Origin of the sequence: Clostridium sp. AM27-28 (assembly GCF_003480955.1) — a bacterium.
Lineage (GTDB): Bacteria > Bacillota > Clostridia > Lachnospirales > Lachnospiraceae > Otoolea > Otoolea fessa.
Window position 1 is genome coordinate 71,474 of record NZ_QUJT01000010.1, and the last position, 19,786, is coordinate 91,259.

Here is a 19,786-nt window from a genome sequence, read left to right on the forward strand (position 1 = left end):
CTTACTCTGCCAGTCCCTTTTTTTCTATCATTTCTACAACCTGTGCTACATATTTTCCGCAGATTTCATCCGTCGGTGCCTCGACCATCACGCGGATCAGCGGCTCCGTACCACTCGGACGAACTAAGATTCGACCGGTATCGCCCAACGCATCCGATACCTTCTGAACCTCCGCCTGCACGTCGCGGTCTGCCTGCGCCGCCTCTTTATCCTTGACTCTGACATTTTTCAGAACCTGCGGATAAATCTGCACCTCATCAGCCAGCTTTGCAAGTGTCTCTTTCTTCTCCAGAATCACTTCCATCAGCTTTAATGATGTTAAAATGCCATCTCCGGTCGTCGCGTGCTTGCTGAAAATGATATGGCCCGACTGCTCGCCTCCCAAGCAGTGACCGTTCTGGGACATATTTTCATAGACATACTTATCACCAACCGCCGTCTTCTCATAGGAAATGCCCTCGCGCTCAAATGCCTTGTAAAGACCGAAGTTTGACATAACCGTGGTGACAACCGTATTGTTGACCAGCGTGCCCTGTTCTTTCATGTATTTTCCGCATACATAGAGGATCTTGTCGCCATCCACCAGCTTGCCTTCACTGTCCACTGCCAGGCAGCGGTCCGCATCTCCATCATAAGCGAATCCAACGTCCAGATGATTTTCAACCACGTATTTCTGCAGTCCCTCGATGTGGGTGGAACCGCAATTTGTATTGATATTCAGACCGTCCGGCGTGTTGTTGATGACGTGCGTCTCCGCGCCCAGTGCATCGAATACGTTTTTCGCAATCGCGGAAGCGCTTCCGTTTGCACAGTCCAGACCTACCCGCATATTTTTGAAAGACCGTGTTGCAAGGGAAATCAGATAACCGATATAGCGGTTGCGTCCCGCCGCATAGTCAACGGTGCGTCCGATTGCATCGCGCTTGGCAAATGGAATCTCGCCCATCTCGCCATCCAGATACGACTCAATCTTCTCGATCGTCTCCTCCTCCAGTTTCTCGCCGCGTCCGTTGATGACCTTGATTCCGTTGTCATAGTATGGATTGTGGCTTGCGGAGATCATGATACCGCAGTCAAACTCCTCTGTGCGTACAACATACGATACACTCGGAGTGGTTGTCACGTGAAGCAGATAGACATCTGCGCCGGAAGCGGTCAGTCCCGATACCAGCGAATATTCAAACATATAGCTGCTGCGTCTCGTATCCTTGCCGATCACGACCCGGCAGCGATCTGCTTTCGTCTTCTGTCCATAGTACCAGCCCAGGAAACGACCTACTTTATAGGCGTCCTCCACGGTCAGCGTCACATTTGCCTCGCCGCGGAATCCGTCTGTTCCAAAATATTTACCCATTTTGAGAGTTCCTCCTACATCATCAAATACAGAGTCCAAAGGTCATGTACATTTATGGAAATACCCCACTAACATACATGACCTTCTACGATTTTGATTCCAACCTGAAGAAAATCCTGCAGCCAACGGCGCTTCACACTTTCTGCCGCTGCTGCTTTCTATGTCTGATTGCACATTTTTTACTGAATTTCTTTCAGATAGCGACCTACCGCATCCTGCCAGGACGGAAGGCGCTCAAATCCGTTGTCCGAAAGTTTTTCTTTGCTGATCCGGCTGTTCATCGGGCGTTTTGCCTGACCCGGATAAGCAGCTGTATACTCGGCAGTGCTGACCGGCGTCACCTTGACGTCCATGCCCGCCTGTTTAAAGATCTCAACTGCAAATTCATACCAGCTGCAAAGTCCCTCATTCGTCGCATGGTAACGACCATATTTGTCACTCTGAATCATATCAACCAGCAGACGCGCCAGATCGTATGTGTAAGTCGGGGAACCGATCTGATCATCCACAACACTGACTGCCCCGCGCTCTTTGCCAACGCGCAGCATCGTCTTGATGAAGTTCTTGCCGTTCACGCCAAATACCCACGCGATACGGACGATGAAAAACTTCTTTACCAGCTCCTCGACTGCCAGCTCGCCCTCATACTTCGACTGACCGTAGGCGTTGAGTGGTTCCCGGTGGTCATCCGGCTCCCACGGGCGGGTACCCTGACCGTTGAATACATAATCGGTGCTGATGTACATCATTTTGATGTCCAGACTTTTGCAGACCTCAGCGATATTTCTCGTTCCATCTGCATTGACTTTACGGCAGAGTTCCATGTTCTGTTCCGCTGCGTCTACTGCAGTATATGCAGCGCAGTGGATCACTGCATCCGGCTTTGCCTCGGTGATCACGCGGCGGCATGCCTCTGCATCGGTAATATCCATCTCATCGACATCCACACCGATGCCAGTAAGACCCTGTTTTTTCAGCTCATTCATCACGTCATAGCCAAGCTGGCCTTTAACGCCTGTCACTAATACTCTCATTATAATCTATCTCCATACATTTTTTCGAAGTACTGGCTGTACTCACCGCTTAAAATGTGTTTCCACCAGTCCTGATTGTTCAGATACCAGTCGATCGTCTGACGAATGCCGGTGTCAAAATTGTATTTCGGCTTCCAGCCAAGCTCCGTCTCGATCTTGGTCGGATCGATCGCATAACGGCGGTCATGACCCGGACGATCCTTGACGTAACGGATCAGGCTTTCCGGCTTGTCCAGCGCTTTCAGGATGGTTTTGACAACCTCCAGGTTGGTCCTCTCATTGTGTCCGCCGATGTTGTAAATCTCACCGACGCGCCCCTTGTGGAGAATCAGATCGATCGCCTCACAATGATCGGATACGTGCAACCAGTCGCGGACGTTCGCGCCGTCGCCGTATACCGGAAGTTCCTCGTCTGCCAGCGCACGGCTGATCATCAGCGGAATCAGCTTCTCTGGAAAATGATATGGACCGTAGTTGTTGGAGCAGCGGGATACGGTCACCGGAAGTCCGTAGGTTCTATGGTATGCCAGTACAAACAGATCCGCACTCGCCTTGGAAGAAGAGTATGGGCTGGAGGTATGAAGCGGGGTTGTCTCCGTGAAGAAGAGATCCGGGCGGTCTAACGGCAGATCGCCGTATACCTCATCGGTCGATACCTGATGATAACGTTTGATTCCATAGGTGCGGCACGCATCCAGCAGGGTGGTCGTTCCCATGACGTTGGTACGGACAAACGCCTCCGGGTCCGTGATGGAACGGTCTACGTGGCTCTCCGCTGCAAAGTTTACAACGACATCTGGTTTTTCCTCTTCAAACAGCTTGAATACAAAGTCGCGGTCTGCGATATCGCCGTGTACAAACTTGTAATTCGGCTTATCCTCTACCGGTTTCAGTGTCTCTAAGTTGCCCGCATAGGTCAGAAGATCCAGATTGATGATCTGATACTCCGGGTATTTATTTACCATATGGTGTACGAAGTTTCCGCCGATGAATCCGGCTCCGCCTGTCACGATAATCTTCATTGTTTTAACTCCTTTTAATTCTGATGTATTTTATCAACATATTTCCCATCCAGTACGTCTTTCAGATATTTGCCATACTGGTTTTTCTTGTATACCTCGTATGCCTCCAGCACTTCTTCCTTGCTGATCCAGCCATTTAAGTACGCAATCTCCTCCAGGCACGCGATCTTGCGATGCTGGTGGGTCTCTACTGTCTTAACGAAATTGGTTGCCTCAACTAAGGACTCATGTGTACCGGTATCGAGCCAGGTAAAGCCCTGTCCCAGAAGAATGACATCCAGATCGCCATTTTCCAGATAGATGCGGTTCAAATCGGTGATCTCAAGCTCGCCTCTGGCAGACGGTTTTAACTGTTTCGCATACTCTACTACCCGGTTGTCATAGAAATACAGACCCGTTACACAGTAATTGGACTTCGGTTTCTCCGGCTTCTCCTCGATGGAGATCGCCTTGCCCTGATCGTCAAATTCTACGATACCGAAGCGCTCCGGATCATCGACATAGTAGCCGAATACAGTCGCGCCCTCTTTCTTGGCAGAGGCAGCACGCAGGCGTTTCACAAGTCCCTGACCCTGGAAAATATTGTCCCCCAGAATCATCGCTACGGAATCATCCCCGATGAACTCCTCGCCGATGATAAATGCCTGTGCCAGTCCATCCGGACTTGGCTGCACGGCATAGCTTAAATGTAAACCAAACTGATGTCCATCGCCCAACAATTCCTTAAAACGCGGTGTGTCATCCGGTGTCGAAATAATCAGAATATCCCGGATTCCCGCATTCATCAGAACGGAGATCGGATAGTAAATCATCGGTTTGTCATAAATCGGAAGCAGCTGTTTGGAAGTTACGCGTGTCAGCGGGTAAAGGCGTGTGCCTGAACCGCCTGCTAAAACGATACCCTTCATATCTTGTTCTCCTCATATGTTTTATTTTCACGCCTCTTTTCTAAAAAAAGGCAGATCTCATCACTATAAGTAATATACCACATTTGCCTGCTGCTTGCAAATTTATTTGCTTTGCACTTCTTTCTTGCATTGTACAATCGTAACTGTTCACGGGTAGGCACTTTTGGAACCGAAAGTGCCGTAAGAAAACGTGGTGGCAGCAGGAATTTGCCGTATTTAAATGCGGAGCCACGGCAAATTCCGTTACTGGGCACGTATGCGTGAACAGTAACGTACAATCCATAAGCATCATTCATCCACTGCATACACAATCGTCCGCGCATCCGCAAATTCATAACTGCACGTCACAAAGGAATACAAGTGGGAAACCTCCTCGTCCGGAAGTTCGCGAAACCAGCATCCCTGCGTCATTTCTTCTATATAAGGGTGCATCTCCGACTGATCCGCAAATTCCGTCCTACGCCGTTCCCCCTGACTGCCCGCAGTGAGCGCTGCAATCAGACGGAGTGTCCGCCTTTTCCCATCTGGGAAATAGAGATACGCCGTCCGATGCTTCTGGAAGAACTCTTCGTCTTTCAGGCGGATCAGCTCGGAAAACCGGCTTCCGTCCTTCATATGATGCCCGTAAAAAATCGAATGAAAATCCGATGCATCCGGTGCACTCTCGCAGTCCAGAAAGACAGTCCCGGCTGGATCTGGTTTTCCATCCAGCCCGATGCTGCGGTACGATTCATTGTCGGTTGTCTGGACAATCGGTTCGTCGATGTGAGTACCGGGAATGCGAATCCAGGCGATGACGTCGGCATTCTGACATTTTAAGGCTGCGAAATCTGGCTGCCATATCGGCTCTGACGCATCTGAATCAGATTTTCCAGATAAATTCTGCTCTACATTTCCTTCAGATTGGGAATCTCTGTTTTCCGCCCTTCTAACCGCATCCCCCACACCATCCGCCAGAACCAGACATCCAATCACGATCAAAAAAGCACAGAAGATGCGGCGTGCCCAGCGGGCAGCGCCGTCTCCTGTGCGCTTCTTAGTACCCAAATTTTCCTTCCAGCGATTCATCTTCGCGGATCCAATCTTCTACATCGACTTTTCGGTACTCATTTTTCGTATCACGGATATAGACATGTTCAATTCCGGCATTGATTACCATGCGCTTGCACATCGAACAGCAGCTCGATTTTTCCACATACCCGCCGGTTCTCGCATCGACACCGGTCAGATACAGCGACGCGCCGATCATGCGCTCTCTGGAGGCACTGATCAGGGCATTGGCCTCGGCATGGACACTGCGGCACAACTCGTACCGCTCGCCGCGCGGCACATGAAGCTCCTCGCGGATGCAGCGACCGATATCGGAACAGTTTTTCCGTCCGCGCGGGGCACCCACATAGCCGGTCGAGATAACCTCATCGTTATTCACAATCACTGCCCCGTAGTGCTTTCGCAGACAGGTACTCCGCTGCGAAACCATTTCCGCCAGATCCAAATAATAATTGACTTTATCTCTTCTTTCCATATAGGATCCCCCTTCCGTTTTCTCTAATTCTTTAGATGCCCTCATTCATCTTCGCCAGCTTCGCCGCCTGATCGGCTGCAATTAAGCTGTCAATGATCTCATACAGATCGCCGTCCATGATCGAATCGATCTTATACAAGGTCAGTTTGATGCGGTGCTCGGTCACACGTCCCTGCGGGAAGTTATAGGTACGGATCTTCTCGGAACGGTCACCGGTACCAATCTGGCTGCGGCGTTCTGCCGCTTCCTCGTTCTGGCGTCTCTCCAGCTCCAGATCATATAGCTTGGAACGCAGAAGACGGAACGCCTTTTCCTTGTTCTGTAACTGCGATTTCTCAGTCTGGCTGTAGATCACGATACCGGTCGGAATATGGGTCAGACGTACCGCGGAGTCAGTCGTGTTGACACACTGTCCACCGTTTCCGGACGCACGCATAACGTCAATACGGATATCTTTATCATCGATGACAACGTCCACATCCTCTGCCTCCGGCATCACGGCAACCGTCGCGGTCGAGGTATGGATACGTCCGCCGGACTCGGTCTCCGGCACACGCTGTACGCGGTGGACACCGCTCTCGTACTTCATCTTGGAGTAAGCGCCCTGGCCGGTAATCATGAAAACGACCTCCTTGAAGCCGCCGATTCCATTTTCACTGACGCTGACAAGCTCAGTTTTCCAGCGGTTGCGCTCTGCAAAGCGCACATACATACGGTACAGTTCGGACGCAAATAATGCCGCCTCATCGCCGCCTGCACCTGCACGGATCTCGACGATAACGTTCTTTTCATCGTTCGGATCCTTCGGAAGAAGCAGAATTTTTAATTCCTGCTCCAGATCTTCGATGCGCTTTTTCGCAGCATTTAACTCTTCCTTCGCCATCTCGCGCATCTCCTCGTCGGATTCCTCATCCAGAAGCGCCAGACTGTCCTCTACGTCCTGTTTTGCCTTCTTATACTCTTTATATGCCTCCACAATCGGAGCCAGATCCGACTGCTCCTTCATCAGCTTGCGGAAACGATTTGTATCGCTTGCCACTTCCGGGCTGCCGAGCTCTTCCATCAGCTCTTCATAACGGATCAGCAAATCATCCAATCTGTCAAACATGATATCCTCCTCTATCGTCTAACGGTTCCACCGTGCCTTTACCACGCGGTTAAGCCCCGGCTCATCCTTTATCACTTCTATCTCCCGATACCCGGCGATGGTCAGTATCCGGCTGACCGCCTCCGCCTGGTCATATCCTATCTCAAAATATACGCAGCCGCCCTTGTTCAGATGTTTGCTGCACTCCAGCGCCAGAACCCGGTAAAAATACAGACCGTCCTCGCTGCCGTCCAGCGCCAGCCGCGGCTCATGGTCGCGTACCTCCGGTTCCAGACCATCGATCACCGCCGATGGGATATACGGCGGATTCGACACAATCACATCGTACATGACATCCGCCTCCACTGCCTGAAACAGATTGCTCTGCAAAAGTGTCAGGCTGTGTTCCTCGATCTCTGCCTGCAGGCGCGGTCCCTTTGCCAGCCACGTTTTCAGGCGGATGCACCACGGATCCTCCGATACCTGAAACGATTCTGACCGCGCAGTTCCCTTCTGAATCAAAAAGAGACGTCTCGCATTTTTTTTTGCCACGCGCAGCGCCGCCTCGGAAATATCCACCGCCGTCACGTTCTGGTAGCCGCCAAGCACGGCAAGGCTGATCGCGATACAGCCGGATCCGGTACACATATCCAAAAGTTTCAGATCCTTTTCCGGGTAATCCCGAAGAACCCGCTCAACTAACGTCTCCGTATCCTGGCGCGGAATCAGGACATTTTCATCGACAGAAAATGTCATTCCCATAAAATCCTGCATTCCCAGAATCTGCTGCAGTGGAATGCGCTCTGCCCGTTTCTGAAGCATTTCCTGATAGCGCCCATAGCCCTTTTCCAGGCGTTCCGCATGGATCGGACGGTTCTGATCCAGATAATAATGCACCCGGTCAATCCCGAACGCCGCTTCCATCAGATACCAGGCATCCGTTCCTGCGTCCGGCACACCCGCCTCACTTAAGCGCGCGCCGCCCTCATCCAACAGCTCTCTCCAGGTCAGGTCTGTTCTTCCGTTTTCCTCGCTCATCGACTCATCCCCTCTGTCGTACCGTGTTCTATTTATGACTCTTCCAGCTGCTTTTCCCAGCCTGGGAAATTCTCCGTCAGGTATTCTCTCCAGTCAAAAACTGCCTCGGTCGCCGCGATCGCCACCTCAATCATCGAGTCATCCGGCTCCTTCGTCGTCAGACCCTGCATCCACATACCCGGACGGCTCACCAGATCCATAAACTTCGAATTGCTCCGTCCGGCGCACTGCAATACCTCATATGATATACCTGCAATGACCGGAACCAGAATAATACGGCTCAGAATCCGCATCCAGATCGTATCGACCCGGATCACCATAAACATCAGAATACTGATCACCATGACAATCAATATGAAACTGGTACCACAGCGCTTGTGCTCCTTCGAGCTCTCGCGCACATATTTTACCGTCAGCGGATGTCCGTGTTCCACACAGTTGATGCACTTGTGCTCCGCCCCGTGGTACATAAATGTCCGCCGGATGTCCTCCATCCGCGAAACGAGTTTAATATAGATAATAAAAATCGCGATCCGGATCACACCTTCCAGCACTGCCATCAGATGATCCGATGTGATAACTCCCTTAAACAGGTTCGCAATCCCCAGCGGCAGGAGCATAAAAATACCAATTGCCAGGATAAACGAAATTACCAGCACTGCTGCCATGATCGCACTCTCCAGCTTCTCGCCGAACACACGGTCTAAAAGCTGTTCGAATTTTCCCGGCTCTGCATCCTCATCATCCTCAAAAAAGCTGGCGGAATACGACAGACTCCGCATGCCGATGATCATCGAATCTGCAAACCGGAACACGCCGCGCACAAACGGGAGCTGTAAAATCTTCGCTTTTTTCGTGATACTCTGGTATGTGTCTTTTTTTACTTCTATCTCTTTGTCAGGCCGGCGGACTGCCACTGCATAGTCCTCGCCTTTCATCATCATGATTCCTTCAATTACCGCCTGACCGCCAATTCCTGAATACTTCATGCTGTCCTTTCAAAATAAAAAAAGAAGAAAACAAAAAGGCTGAGTTTAATGTCGCCACTAAAACCCAACCTTTACATGGTTCAAACTTATTTGCCTGCGTTGATGCCGTACTTGCGGTTGAACTTATCGATACGTCCGCGGGCAGCGGCTGCTTTCTGCTGGCCTGTGTAGAATGAATGACACTTGGAGCAAACCTCTACGTGGATGTCTTTCTTGGTAGAACCAGTTACGAACTCGTTACCACAGTTGCAAACTACTTTTGCCTGATAATAGGCTGGATGGATTCCTTCTCTCATTTCTTTCACCTCTCTGAATTTTTCATTGCGATTTCCGACCGCTTTTTTAATTGCAAGCCGTCTTAAAACGGCTCTATATAAAGCTCCGCACATCCAGGCACGCTATTCCATCATTTAAGCGTTCCTTCCACTCGTAAGGACGACTCACGCAGATGTCAGAACTACCGTCTGTTAATACAGCCTTATAATTATATCATGGTGTGTACTTTTTAGCAAGCAATTTTATCTATTTTTCAATACTATTTTTCTTCTTACAGTCCTGTTTTCCTGCCTGGAAGAAAGTCCTCACAGATGCGCTATTGATGAAACATGATTTTTAGTAAAATGACCCCTTTTTCCGCGTGATCTCCACAAATTCCGCATTGTTCTTCGTCTTGGCAAACAGATCCAGGATTCGCTCGACGGTATCCTCCGGTTTCTGCGTGTTGGTCGCCTTGTGGACGATATCGACCGCTTCCGCCTCGGCGGACGAAAGAAGCAGATCATCTCTTCGCGTACCGGAACGCAGGATATCGATCGCCGGGAAGATGCGCTTCTCGGAAAGTTTGCGGTCAAGCACCAGCTCCATGTTGCCGGTTCCCTTAAATTCCTCGTAAATAACATCGTCCATACGGCTGCCCGTCTCAATCAGCGCGGTCGCCAGAATCGTCAGGCTGCCGCCCTCGCGTATATTTCTCGCCGCACCGAAGAAGCGCTTCGGCATATGCAGCGCTGCCGGATCCAAACCACCTGAAAGAGTTCGTCCACTCGGCGGAACCACCAGGTTGTAAGCCCTTGCCAGACGGGTGATACTGTCTAAAAGAATCATAACGTCCCTTCCGTGCTCGACAAGGCGCTTCGCCCGTTCTACTACCATCTCCGACACACGTTTATGACGCTCCGGCAGCTCGTCAAACGTCGAATAGATGACCTCGACATTTTCTCCCGTTACCGTCTCACGGATATCTGTCACCTCCTCCGGACGCTCATCGATCAGAAGGATGATCAGGTGCATTTCTGGATGATTCTTTGTGATGGTCGTCGCCACCTGCTTTAACAGGGTGGTCTTTCCGGCTTTTGGCGGGGATACGATCATGCCTCGCTGTCCTTTTCCGATCGGGGACAGCAGATCCATCACGCGCATCGCCATGGAAGTCTTAACCCCCGGATATTCCAGGTGCAGACGTTCATTTGGGAAAATTGGCGTCAGATTTTCAAAATTCGGACGTTTTTCCACCACGCTGGTCGGGTATCCATTGACCGAATTAATATATAATAATGCTGCAAATTTCTCCGTCGCCGACTTCACACGACGGCTTCCGCGCACGATATCACCAGTTTTCAGATTAAAACGGCGGATCTGGGACGGCGCCACATAGACGTCATTTTCACCCGGCAGGAAGTTTTCACAACGGATAAATCCAAATCCATCCGGCATAACCTCCAGGATTCCGTTCGCCTCGATGCCGCTGTCCAACTCCTGAAATTCATTTTTCAGATCCTCCATGCGTGCATTTTCCACCTCGGTACGGGTGCTTTCCATCTGCTGCACCGGCGCGGTACGTTCCGGCTGACTGTACTCGGAGGCTGCTTCTGCCATCTGCGGTGCCGGTGCGGTATGTTCCGGCTGGCTATACTCGGTTCTTGCGCTCATCGCTTCATTGTAATTGTTACGCGGCACATAGGAATTTCTCTGATACCCCTCTCGCTGCGTGTACTCGCGTCTGCGGTTATCCTGATAACGGGTGTTATTATTCTCACGGCGTGTATAGGAGCCGTATTCATTCCGGCGGTATCCGCCTTCGCTGCGGCGCTCATAGCTGGAATTCTGCCCTCCCGCAACCCGTTCTCCGTTGGCAGATCTCCGCGGCTGCGAATACGTCTGTGCCGATGTATTCTGCCCTGCATCCGTTCTGCGCGGCTGCACGTGCATTTCCATTCTCTCTGCCGGTTCCGCCGATCCAGCCGGATGCTCACTGACAGAAGCCTGGGGCGTTTCTTCTTTCTGTCCCCCTTCCGCCGGCTTCTCAAGTTCGCACAGCCTGTCTATGATCTCCGCCTTTTTCAGGGTGCTGATCCCCTTTAACCCCTGTGCCTTCGCCATTTCCCGAAGCTGCACCAGAGGGAGTGTCTTTAATTTTTCTCTCATATAATTCTCCTTACCCTGTTTAATTGTGTCATATTCTCTGGGATTCAAAAATCAGAAATAAGAAACGTGTGGATGTCTTCCAGGTACTTACACGAAACCGGACAGGCAGATACCTGCCCGGCATACCTTTTTAACATAGCCTTTTATGCTGTGACTGCTCTTTATCCGGCAGCCACCTTGGTTTTATTATAAACGGTTTTCATAAAAATTCAAGTAAACATTTTCTTCATACATATCAATTCAGGAACATAGTAACTGTTCACAGGTAGGAATTTTCTGAACTGAAAATTCCGTACGATACAGTTCCGGCAGCAGATTTTGCCGATTTGGAATGCGTAGCATCGGCAAAATCCATCTAAAAAGAAGCTTTTTCTCATTCAGAGCCCTTCAGAAAGTGCAGCCACTCCCCAATCTTCTTCTCATACCCATTTTCTGACGGGCGGTAAAATGTGCTGCCCTCCAGTCCATCCGGCAGGTACTGCTGCTTCACATAATGGTTCGGATAATCATGTGCATACTTGTACCCGTCACCATGCCCCAGCTTCTCCGCCCCGCTGTAATGGCAGTCGCGCAGATGGGACGGCACCGTAAAGTTGCCCTTTAACCTGACCGCCTCCTGTGCCTCATCGACCGCCACATACGCCGCGTTGCTCTTCGGCGCGCTCGCCACATAGGTAGCCGCCTGCGACAGGATAATCCGCGCCTCCGGCAGACCAATCCGCTCCACTGCCAGCGCCGCGCTGACCGCAACCTGAATCGCCTGCGGATCCGCATTGCCGACATCCTCCGATGCACAGATCATGATACGCCGCGCAATAAATTTGATATCCTCGCCTGCATCCAGCATCTTCGCCAGATAATAAACTGCCGCATCCGGATCGGTACCGCGCATACTCTTGATAAACGCTGAGATCGTATCGTAATGGTTGTCCCCCGTCTTGTCATACTTCACGGCGCGGCGCTGGATGCACTCCTGGGCTACATCGAGTGTGATGTGAATCAGCCCATCTTCACTCCGTTCCGTTGTGAGAATACCAAGCTCGATCGCATTGAGCGCCGCGCGCGCGTCTCCGCCTGCCATATCGGCCAGAAAATCGAGCGCCTCGTCCGTCGCCTCCGCGCGATAGCTTCCCATACCCTTTTCCTTGTCATGGAGCGCCCGCTCTAAAAGCTCGCGGATATCCGCATTTTCCAACGGTTTCAGCTCAAAAATACGGGATCGGGAAATCAGCGCCCCGTTGACCTCAAAATACGGATTCTCCGTCGTCGCACCAATGAGCAAAATCGTACCATCCTCAACAAACGGCAGAAGATAGTCCTGCTGCCCCTTATTAAAGCGGTGAATCTCGTCGATAAACAGGATCGTGCGCTTTCCGTACATCCCCAACGCATCCTTGGCATCCTGCACGACCTGTTCCATATCTTTTTTCCCCGCCACCGTCGCGTTGAGCTGCTCAAAACGCGCGCTCGTCGTGTTGGCAATCACGCGCGCCAGCGTCGTTTTGCCCGTTCCGGGCGGTCCGTAAAAAATCAGCGATCCGAGCTTATCCGCCTTGATCGCCCGGTACAAAAGCTTATCCTTTCCTATGATATGCTTCTGTCCCACCACCTCGTCAAGCGTGGACGGGCGCAGCCTGGATGCCAGCGGTGCCTCCTGCTCGATCGTATTTTTCCGCATATAATCAAATAAATCCATCGTATCCTCTCAATCAATCAGACATTCTTCTATTGTAACAAAAGTATATCCCTCCGCCGTCAATGTGTCAATCGTCTCAAGCGCAGCATCAACCGAAGTCTGATATGCATCATGCATCAGCACCACCGTGTGCACCGCCGCATTTTTGCAGATATGCTTCACAATCCGCGCCGTATTCCGGTTTTTCCAGTCCAGCGTATCGACGTCCCAGAACACCGGCGTCATCGACACCTTCTCCTGAAGCTCCGTACTCCATGAACCATACGGCGGACGTATGTATTCCGGACGTTTTCCCGTGACCGCCTCGATCCGATCGGCCGTCTCCCGAATCTCCTCCACGCTCTTTTCAATCGGCTGGCGTGCCAGATCCACATGCGCCATGCAGTGAACCCCGATGAGATGACCATCTTTAGCCATCTGGCGCACCAGTTCTTCATTACCCGGAATATTTTCCCCGACCAGAAAAAAAGAGGCTTTCACGCCCCTCTCGCGCAAGCCGTCCAGCAGCTTTTTCGTGTACACCCTGTGCGGCCCGTCGTCGAAGGTCAGCGCCAACTCCCCGCCGAAAAGAGATTCTGGGGAGAAAACCGTTTGGTCCGCCTGCTCCACTTTTGCCAAATCTTCCCACTGCATCCCCACTGCCAGCCTGCACACGATTCCCAAAAAACACAGATCCAGCAGCACTGCCGCGCACAGGCAGAGCAGTTTTTTCCTCATGGAACCCTTATTTTGAATGATCCGATTTACCATTTTAGATGTGTCAGCCCTGAACTGTGACAGGACATCCCCTTTATATTTGCGCTCCCGCTTCCATGTATTATATGAACGTAAAAAAGGATCCAGACCTCCGCATTTCTGTCAGGTCTGAATCCTCTTTTTCTATTTAATGTACTCTCAGAATCTTTCCGCCAGCCGCAAAAGCAAGTGCAGGAAAGACTCCGAGCGTACATTTTAACCTACTAGCGCCGAAATACCAAAGTAGGACAGCACCACGATACCAAGCACAATCCGATAATATCCGAAAAACTTGAAATCATGCTTGCGGACATATCCCATCAGGAACTTGATCGAGTACACGGACACGCCAAATGCGACCACCATACCAAGAACCAGATAAATAAACTCCGCGAAAGAAAATCCGCCGCCCTGAATGAAAAATTTCACAATCTTTAAAAAACTCGCACCGAACATAACCGGAATCCCAAGGAAGAATGAAAATTCTGCCGCCGCCGGACGTGAACAGCCGATCAGCATCGCGCCCAGAATCGTCGCGCCCGAACGGGAAGTACCCGGAATCATCGCCAGCACCTGGAAACAGCCGATCAGCGCCGCTGTCTGGAACGAAATCTGCGTCACGCGCTCAATCGGAAAATGACGGTGCACGTTTCGATTTTCCAGTACGATAAACAAAACGCCGTAGAGAATCAGCATCGCTGCTACGACATAGCCGTTCATCAGCTTATCCATGAAATGGTCAAGCGGAAGCCCAATCACCGCTGCCGGAATGCAGGCTATAATAATTTTTATCCACAAACGAATTGTACCGCGCTTCTGCGCCATCGATTTGTGCGGTGAAAACGGATTCAATTTATTGAAATACAGCACCATAACCGCCAGAATCGCACCCAGCTGGATGACAACCATAAACACTTCCCGGTACGCCTCGCTGACATCCAGATGGATGATCTCATCCACCAGAATCATATGCCCGGTACTGCTGATCGGAAGCCATTCCGTGAAACCTTCCACGATTCCCAGTACAATTACCTTTAAAATCTCAACAAAACTCATGTCTGCTCCTTCCTACACGTTTTCTATCTGCCAGTCGATCGGGGCAACACCATGTTCTTTTAAAAATTCATTGGTCTTGCTGAATGGGCGGCTGCCGAAAAATCCGCGGTACGCAGACAGCGGGCTCGGATGCGGTGCTTCGAGAATCAGATGCTTCGGATTATTAAGCATCGATTTCTTCGCTTGTGCCGGACGTCCCCACAGAATAAATACCATCGGACGGTCCTGCTCATTTAAGATCTTGATCGCAGCGTCCGTAAACTCCTCCCAGCCGATTCCACGGTGGGAATTAGCCTGATGCGCGCGGACGGTCAGAACTGTGTTCAGCAGCATGACTCCCTGCTTCGCCCATTTCGTCAGATAGCCATTGTTCGGGATGTAGCAGCCGAGATCATCGTGCAATTCCTGATAAATATTCACCAAGGACGGCGGGATTTCCACATCCGGCTTTACCGAAAAGCAAAGCCCATGCGCCTGTCCCGGACCATGGTAGGGATCCTGACCTAAAATAACCACCTTTACCTCGGAAAGAGGGGTAAAATCAAATGCATTGAAAATATCATTCGCATCCGGATATACAACATGCGTCTCATATTCCCGTTTCACAGTATCGTATAACTTTCTGTAATATGGCTTTTTAAACTCTCCGCTGAGCGGAGCCAGCCAGTCATTACTGATTGCTCCCATTGCCCTATCCTCTCGTCCATGTCATTTTCTGTCGTTTTCTGTCAAACGATGGTTCCATTTTAGCACAATCGAAGCGGTTTCTCAAGTTTTGCTTCCCAAATGTCCCCTCCGCAGATAAGTGGACGTTACTGTTCACGCATACGTGCCCAGTAACTAAGTGGACTCTCAATCGCAGGAAGCAAAATTGCGGATAAAGCCGACCGAATTCTGCGGAATCGATACGGTCCTCTCCTGAATATCTCCGACAATCTGGTAAAACTTCTGGTTTATCCGATACATATGCGATTTGCGGTTAAAAAAGACCGTCTTTTCAAAGGGCCAGCGGATGACGGTCGGCGTCTTGAAATCCACTCCCAGCTCGAGAATCAGAAGCGCATGGTTTAAGGTTCCAGCCAGCCATTCCCGGTAGAGATTCCAGCTTTTCAAATAACCTTCCTCGATATACGGATTCGCCAGAACTGTGTTTTCTGTCAGCGGCGCCCCACAGTGCGGGCAGATACCATCCGCCACCTCGCCGCGCTCCCAGATATCCTTCGTACAGCCTTTCGAACACTGAAGCCAGTTCACATTACCGCACGGCGCCGTGATTTTCGCTTCATCCAACGGGCTTTCAAAGATGCGCGCATCCTTTGCGGTTGTCACGATAAAATAATCCTTCCCCTCTGTCATCGATGCCAGCGCCCGGTATGCCTCCTGTACCTCCGCGCCTCCCGCCTTCTCCCATTCGCTTCCAAGCCCAATCAGCAGAAATTCGCACGCCTTAAGCCGTTCCCGAAGCGTTTTAAGTTCCTCATCTGCTGCCGTTTCATTTCTTATCTTCTCTGCCATCTTGATTTGATTCCCCCGTTTAAAAAAGAGTCTGCATCTTCGCGGAGCGTTTTTTATTTCATAGGACGCAATTTCCTATGAAATAAAAAGAGCCCGGCATGCGCTCACGCACACGCCAGACTCCCCATCTGTAATGCAATTAGCTCTATGCGAAATTACTTAAATTACTTTAAGGTAACTTTAGCGCCTTCAGCCTCTAATTTAGTCTTGATGTCCTCAGCCTCTTCCTTGGAAGCGCCAGCCTTAACTACCTTCGGAGCACCGTCAACTACTTCCTTAGCCTCTTTCAGACCAAGACCTGTAGCTTCACGAACTACCTTGATAACTTTAACTTTGTTCGGGCCAACCTCTGTCAGCTCTACGTCGAACTCAGTCTTCTCTTCTGCTGCCTCAGCTGCACCTGCTGCTGCTACAACAACGCCTGCTGCTGCGGATACACCGAACTCTTCCTCGCAAGCTTTTACTAAATCGTTTAACTCTAATACGGATAATTCTTTGATTGCCTCAATGAACTCAGCTGTTGTTAACTTTGCCATTTTAATATTCCTCCTGTGATTGAATTTTAAATCGGCCTTATGCGGCCTCTTGCTTTACTATGCGGCTCTCACGCACCTTACACCCTGCTTTGCAGGTAAGGGTCTTATGCCTCCTGCTGCTCTGCGATCTGTTTGATAACACGAGCGAAGTTTGTGATCGGAGACTGCATGCTTCCAAGAAGTTTTCCAAGAAGAACTTCTCTGGACGGGATGGTTGCGATAACCTGCATGCCCTTTGCATCGTAGTAAGTATCCTCTACAACGCCGCCCTTGATCTCAAGCTTGTCTGCTTTTTTAGCGAACTCAGCTAAAATTCTTGCCGGAGCTGTAGCATCCTCTTTGGATACAGCCAGAGCGGTCGGACCCTCCAGATTCGGCTCCAGAGCCTCGAACGCGGTACCCTTAGCAGCGAAACGAATCATGGTGTTCTTATATACTTTATAAGTAACACCAGCTTCTCTTAACTGCTTACGGAGCTGTGTGTCCTGCTCAACTGTCAGTCCACGGTAGTCAACTACTACTGCGCCCTTAGCGCCGTTGAATAATTCTGCGATTTCAGCAACAACCGGCTGCTTTAATTCAACTTTTGCCATGATTGGTTTACCTCCTGTTTTATTTCTATAACCGCCTGGTAAACGTTTTCTGTAAAATAAAATCCCTCCGTCACTCGCAGGACAGGGGGATAGAAATATACAACGATATCAGTTCCCTCGGCAGGCGTATTAACCTTATGCCTTTCGGCACCTGCTGTCTTCGGCAGTTAAACACGATAAGTACTATAACATAGAAGTCAAGGGTTGTCAATAGACCTATTAACTTTTTTTATTTTGTAAAAATGCAGCCGCGACCTCCATATCCTCCGGTGTTGTCACCTTGATATTCCGGTAAGAACCTTCGGTCAGGCGTACCTTGTGATCGGTCATCGTCTCGACCACCATCGCATCATCCGTCACTCCCTGCTGGTACTCTTCCCGACTCATCATCTTGTCATACGCCGCGCGGATCAGCGGGTAAGTAAATCCCTGCGGTGTCTGAATCATCCAGACATGCGCCCGTTCCGGCGTCACAGAGGCAAATCCGTCCGCATCCGCCAGCTTGACCGTATCCTTTGACGGCATGCCTGCCACTGCTGCGCTATAACTTCGTATATCTGATACGATACGTTCAATCATCGTCTCGTCCACAAACGGACGCGCCCCGTCATGAATCAGGACGCAGTCCCCCTCCCCATAGGAAAGCTGGCTGCCGAGCGCCTTTAAACCCTCGTAGACCGAATGGTAGCGCTCTTTTCCGCCCGCAACGATAGCGCGCACCTTGGAAAATCCATATTTTCCTACAATCTCGTCCCGGCAGTACGCGATCTCATCCGCCCCGGTCACCAGAATCACATCATCGACCCGGCTCTCCTCAAACGCGTGAAGTGCATACCAGATGACCGGCTTTTCCTCCAGAAGGAGAAACTGCTTCTGAATCTTGCTTTTCATCCGTTTTCCCTGTCCGGCTGCCAGAACGATAGCGGCGGTGCGGGTCGGATGCGGTGTAATTTTCTCTTTCCCAAATTGATCCAATGTATGTTCCATCTCGTTTCTCCTCCATGCCAGAACGATCTCTTAAAACACTCTTTTTCCACTTTTTGTCAAATCAATATTTTAAAAAAAACTAACCGCAAAACAATTCTTCCTGAAAAAATTTGTATTATCTCTCGCCCAGCTTCAAATTCGGCACCGCATTCAGATCCCAGCCTGCGCGCGCGCCCTTCTTATATTCATAGTACGCCGCCGCGCCGATCATCGCCGCATTGTCCGTACAGAAGATCGGTGACGGATGGAAGAACTGGATGCCCGCCTCTTTACAGGCCTTCTCCATGCCCGCCCTGAGAGCGGAGTTGGATGCCACACCGCCGGCGATCGCCACGCGCTTATAGCCGTGCTGTTTCGCCGCCTCGATCGTGCGCGATACCAATACTTCCACAACCGCATTCTGGAACGAAGCCGCCAGATCCGGCACATGGATCTCCTCGCCCATCATTTTCGCATGGTTAATATAATTTAAGACCGCCGATTTTAAGCCGCTGAAGCTGAAATCATATGGATTGTCGCCCACTTTTGCCCGTGGAAACTCAATCGCATGTGGATTCCCCTCTTTTGCTGCCTTATCGACCTTCGGGCCGCCCGGATAACCGAGCCCGACCGCGCGTGCCACCTTGTCAAACGCCTCGCCTGCTGCATCGTCTCGGGTGCGTCCCAGAATCTCAAATTCGCCATAATCTTTCACAATCACCAGATGTGTATGTCCGCCTGACACGATCAGGCACATGAACGGCGGTTCCAGATCCGGATTTTCGATGAAATTTGCCGATACGTGCCCCTCGATATGGTGTACGCCGACCAGCGGTTTCTTCGCCGCATACGCGAGTGCTTTGGCTTCCGCCACACCGACCAAAAGCGCGCCAACCAGCCCTGGACCGTAGGTAACTGCAATCGCCGTCATCTCCTCCAGACTCATATGTGCCTCTGTCAGCGCCTCTTCAATAACCTGGTTGATCTTCTCGATATGCTTTCTCGACGCAATCTCCGGCACAACGCCGCCAAACAGCGTGTGAAGATCGATCTGGGAAGATATGATATTGGAAAGAACGGTACGTCCGTTTTTCACGACTGAAGCTGCCGTCTCATCACAGGAACTCTCGATTGCAAGAATGTAAACATCTTCTGATGGGTGTCCGTTTTCTGTATCATGCACGGAAATCTCTGCCCCCGATACCGGAGCTTTCCCTGATCCCCGTTCCAATGCTCCTGAAACTGGCATTTCCATCCGTTCTTCCTTCTTTTCTTCTATATTCTCTCTCTTTTCTTCCGTCTGCATCG

20 protein-coding genes and 1 other annotated feature are annotated in these 19,786 nt (G+C 50.7%); all 20 genes read right to left on the reverse strand.

What is annotated here, in order from left to right; genetic code table 11:
• Window position 1: 1 nt before the first annotated feature.
• Window positions 2-1,354 (reverse strand): phosphoglucosamine mutase, encoded by a 1,353-nt coding sequence (gene glmM / locus DW720_RS11460; protein ID WP_107001396.1) that lies wholly within the window; start codon window positions 1,352-1,354, stop codon window positions 2-4.
• Window positions 1,355-1,533: 179 nt separating this feature from the next.
• On the reverse strand, window positions 1,534-2,388 hold the full coding sequence (gene rfbD, locus DW720_RS11465; protein WP_118749674.1) for a dTDP-4-dehydrorhamnose reductase: 855 nt from the start codon (window positions 2,386-2,388) through the stop codon (window positions 1,534-1,536).
• Complete coding sequence (gene rfbB / locus DW720_RS11470) at window positions 2,388-3,410, reverse strand: dTDP-glucose 4,6-dehydratase (protein ID WP_118293369.1); 1,023 nt, start codon at window positions 3,408-3,410, stop codon at window positions 2,388-2,390. Before rfbB ends, rfbD begins: the two co-directional genes overlap by 1 nt.
• Before the next feature lie 14 nt (window positions 3,411-3,424).
• Complete coding sequence (gene rfbA, locus DW720_RS11475) at window positions 3,425-4,318, reverse strand: glucose-1-phosphate thymidylyltransferase RfbA (protein ID WP_022360600.1); 894 nt, start codon at window positions 4,316-4,318, stop codon at window positions 3,425-3,427.
• A gap of 288 nt (window positions 4,319-4,606) precedes the next feature.
• Complete coding sequence (locus tag DW720_RS11485) at window positions 4,607-5,365, reverse strand: class B sortase (RefSeq protein WP_182436548.1); 759 nt, start codon at window positions 5,363-5,365, stop codon at window positions 4,607-4,609.
• Window positions 5,355-5,843: a deaminase gene (locus DW720_RS11490; protein ID WP_022360603.1), complete on the reverse strand. Its 489-nt coding sequence runs from the start codon at window positions 5,841-5,843 to the stop codon at window positions 5,355-5,357. The genes DW720_RS11485 and DW720_RS11490 overlap by 11 nt, the downstream gene beginning before the upstream one ends.
• A 31-nt stretch (window positions 5,844-5,874) precedes the next feature.
• Window positions 5,875-6,951, reverse strand: coding sequence for a peptide chain release factor 1 (gene prfA / locus DW720_RS11495; RefSeq protein WP_107001390.1), 1,077 nt, complete (start codon window positions 6,949-6,951; stop codon window positions 5,875-5,877).
• Window positions 6,952-6,969: 18 nt separating this feature from the next.
• Entirely contained in the window at window positions 6,970-7,968 is a 999-nt protein-coding gene (locus tag DW720_RS11500) for a HemK/PrmC family methyltransferase (RefSeq protein ID WP_118472589.1), read from the reverse strand.
• A 32-nt stretch (window positions 7,969-8,000) separates the two neighbouring features.
• On the reverse strand, window positions 8,001-8,957 hold the full coding sequence (locus tag DW720_RS11505) for a DUF1385 domain-containing protein (protein WP_118472588.1): 957 nt from the start codon (window positions 8,955-8,957) through the stop codon (window positions 8,001-8,003).
• A gap of 86 nt (window positions 8,958-9,043) precedes the next feature.
• On the reverse strand, window positions 9,044-9,253 hold the full coding sequence (gene rpmE / locus DW720_RS11510; protein ID WP_022360607.1) for a 50S ribosomal protein L31: 210 nt from the start codon (window positions 9,251-9,253) through the stop codon (window positions 9,044-9,046).
• A gap of 316 nt (window positions 9,254-9,569) precedes the next feature.
• Window positions 9,570-11,381 (reverse strand): transcription termination factor Rho, encoded by a 1,812-nt coding sequence (gene rho / locus DW720_RS11515; protein WP_118538563.1) that lies wholly within the window; start codon window positions 11,379-11,381, stop codon window positions 9,570-9,572.
• Window positions 11,382-11,754: 373 nt separating this feature from the next.
• Window positions 11,755-13,077, reverse strand: coding sequence for a replication-associated recombination protein A (locus DW720_RS11520; protein ID WP_117796079.1), 1,323 nt, complete (start codon window positions 13,075-13,077; stop codon window positions 11,755-11,757).
• Window positions 13,078-13,086: 9 nt separating this feature from the next.
• Window positions 13,087-13,794 (reverse strand): polysaccharide deacetylase family protein, encoded by a 708-nt coding sequence (locus DW720_RS11525; protein ID WP_182429739.1) that lies wholly within the window; start codon window positions 13,792-13,794, stop codon window positions 13,087-13,089.
• Window positions 13,795-14,028: 234 nt separating this feature from the next.
• On the reverse strand, window positions 14,029-14,868 hold the full coding sequence (locus DW720_RS11530; RefSeq protein WP_022360611.1) for an undecaprenyl-diphosphate phosphatase: 840 nt from the start codon (window positions 14,866-14,868) through the stop codon (window positions 14,029-14,031).
• A 12-nt stretch (window positions 14,869-14,880) separates the two neighbouring features.
• Window positions 14,881-15,555: a uracil-DNA glycosylase gene (locus DW720_RS11535; protein ID WP_022360612.1), complete on the reverse strand. Its 675-nt coding sequence runs from the start codon at window positions 15,553-15,555 to the stop codon at window positions 14,881-14,883.
• 165 nt (window positions 15,556-15,720) lie between these two features.
• The gene (locus DW720_RS11540) at window positions 15,721-16,383 is read right to left on the reverse strand and encodes a hypothetical protein (protein WP_118749677.1); all 663 of its coding nucleotides are present in this window, start codon (window positions 16,381-16,383) and stop codon (window positions 15,721-15,723) included.
• A gap of 164 nt (window positions 16,384-16,547) precedes the next feature.
• Entirely contained in the window at window positions 16,548-16,919 is a 372-nt protein-coding gene (gene rplL / locus DW720_RS11545) for a 50S ribosomal protein L7/L12 (RefSeq protein ID WP_107001383.1), read from the reverse strand.
• Window positions 16,920-17,023: 104 nt separating this feature from the next.
• On the reverse strand, window positions 17,024-17,512 hold the full coding sequence (gene rplJ, locus DW720_RS11550) for a 50S ribosomal protein L10 (protein WP_022360614.1): 489 nt from the start codon (window positions 17,510-17,512) through the stop codon (window positions 17,024-17,026).
• A 47-nt stretch (window positions 17,513-17,559) separates the two neighbouring features.
• Window positions 17,560-17,694 (reverse strand) — a sequence feature (ribosomal protein L10 leader region).
• 37 nt (window positions 17,695-17,731) lie between these two features.
• A complete protein-coding gene (ispD, locus tag DW720_RS11555; RefSeq protein ID WP_118749678.1) occupies window positions 17,732-18,499 on the reverse strand; it encodes a 2-C-methyl-D-erythritol 4-phosphate cytidylyltransferase in 768 nt (255 codons plus the stop codon).
• A 115-nt stretch (window positions 18,500-18,614) separates the two neighbouring features.
• Complete coding sequence (tsaD, locus tag DW720_RS11560) at window positions 18,615-19,784, reverse strand: tRNA (adenosine(37)-N6)-threonylcarbamoyltransferase complex transferase subunit TsaD (protein WP_243023764.1); 1,170 nt, start codon at window positions 19,782-19,784, stop codon at window positions 18,615-18,617.
• Window positions 19,785-19,786 lie beyond the last annotated feature (2 nt).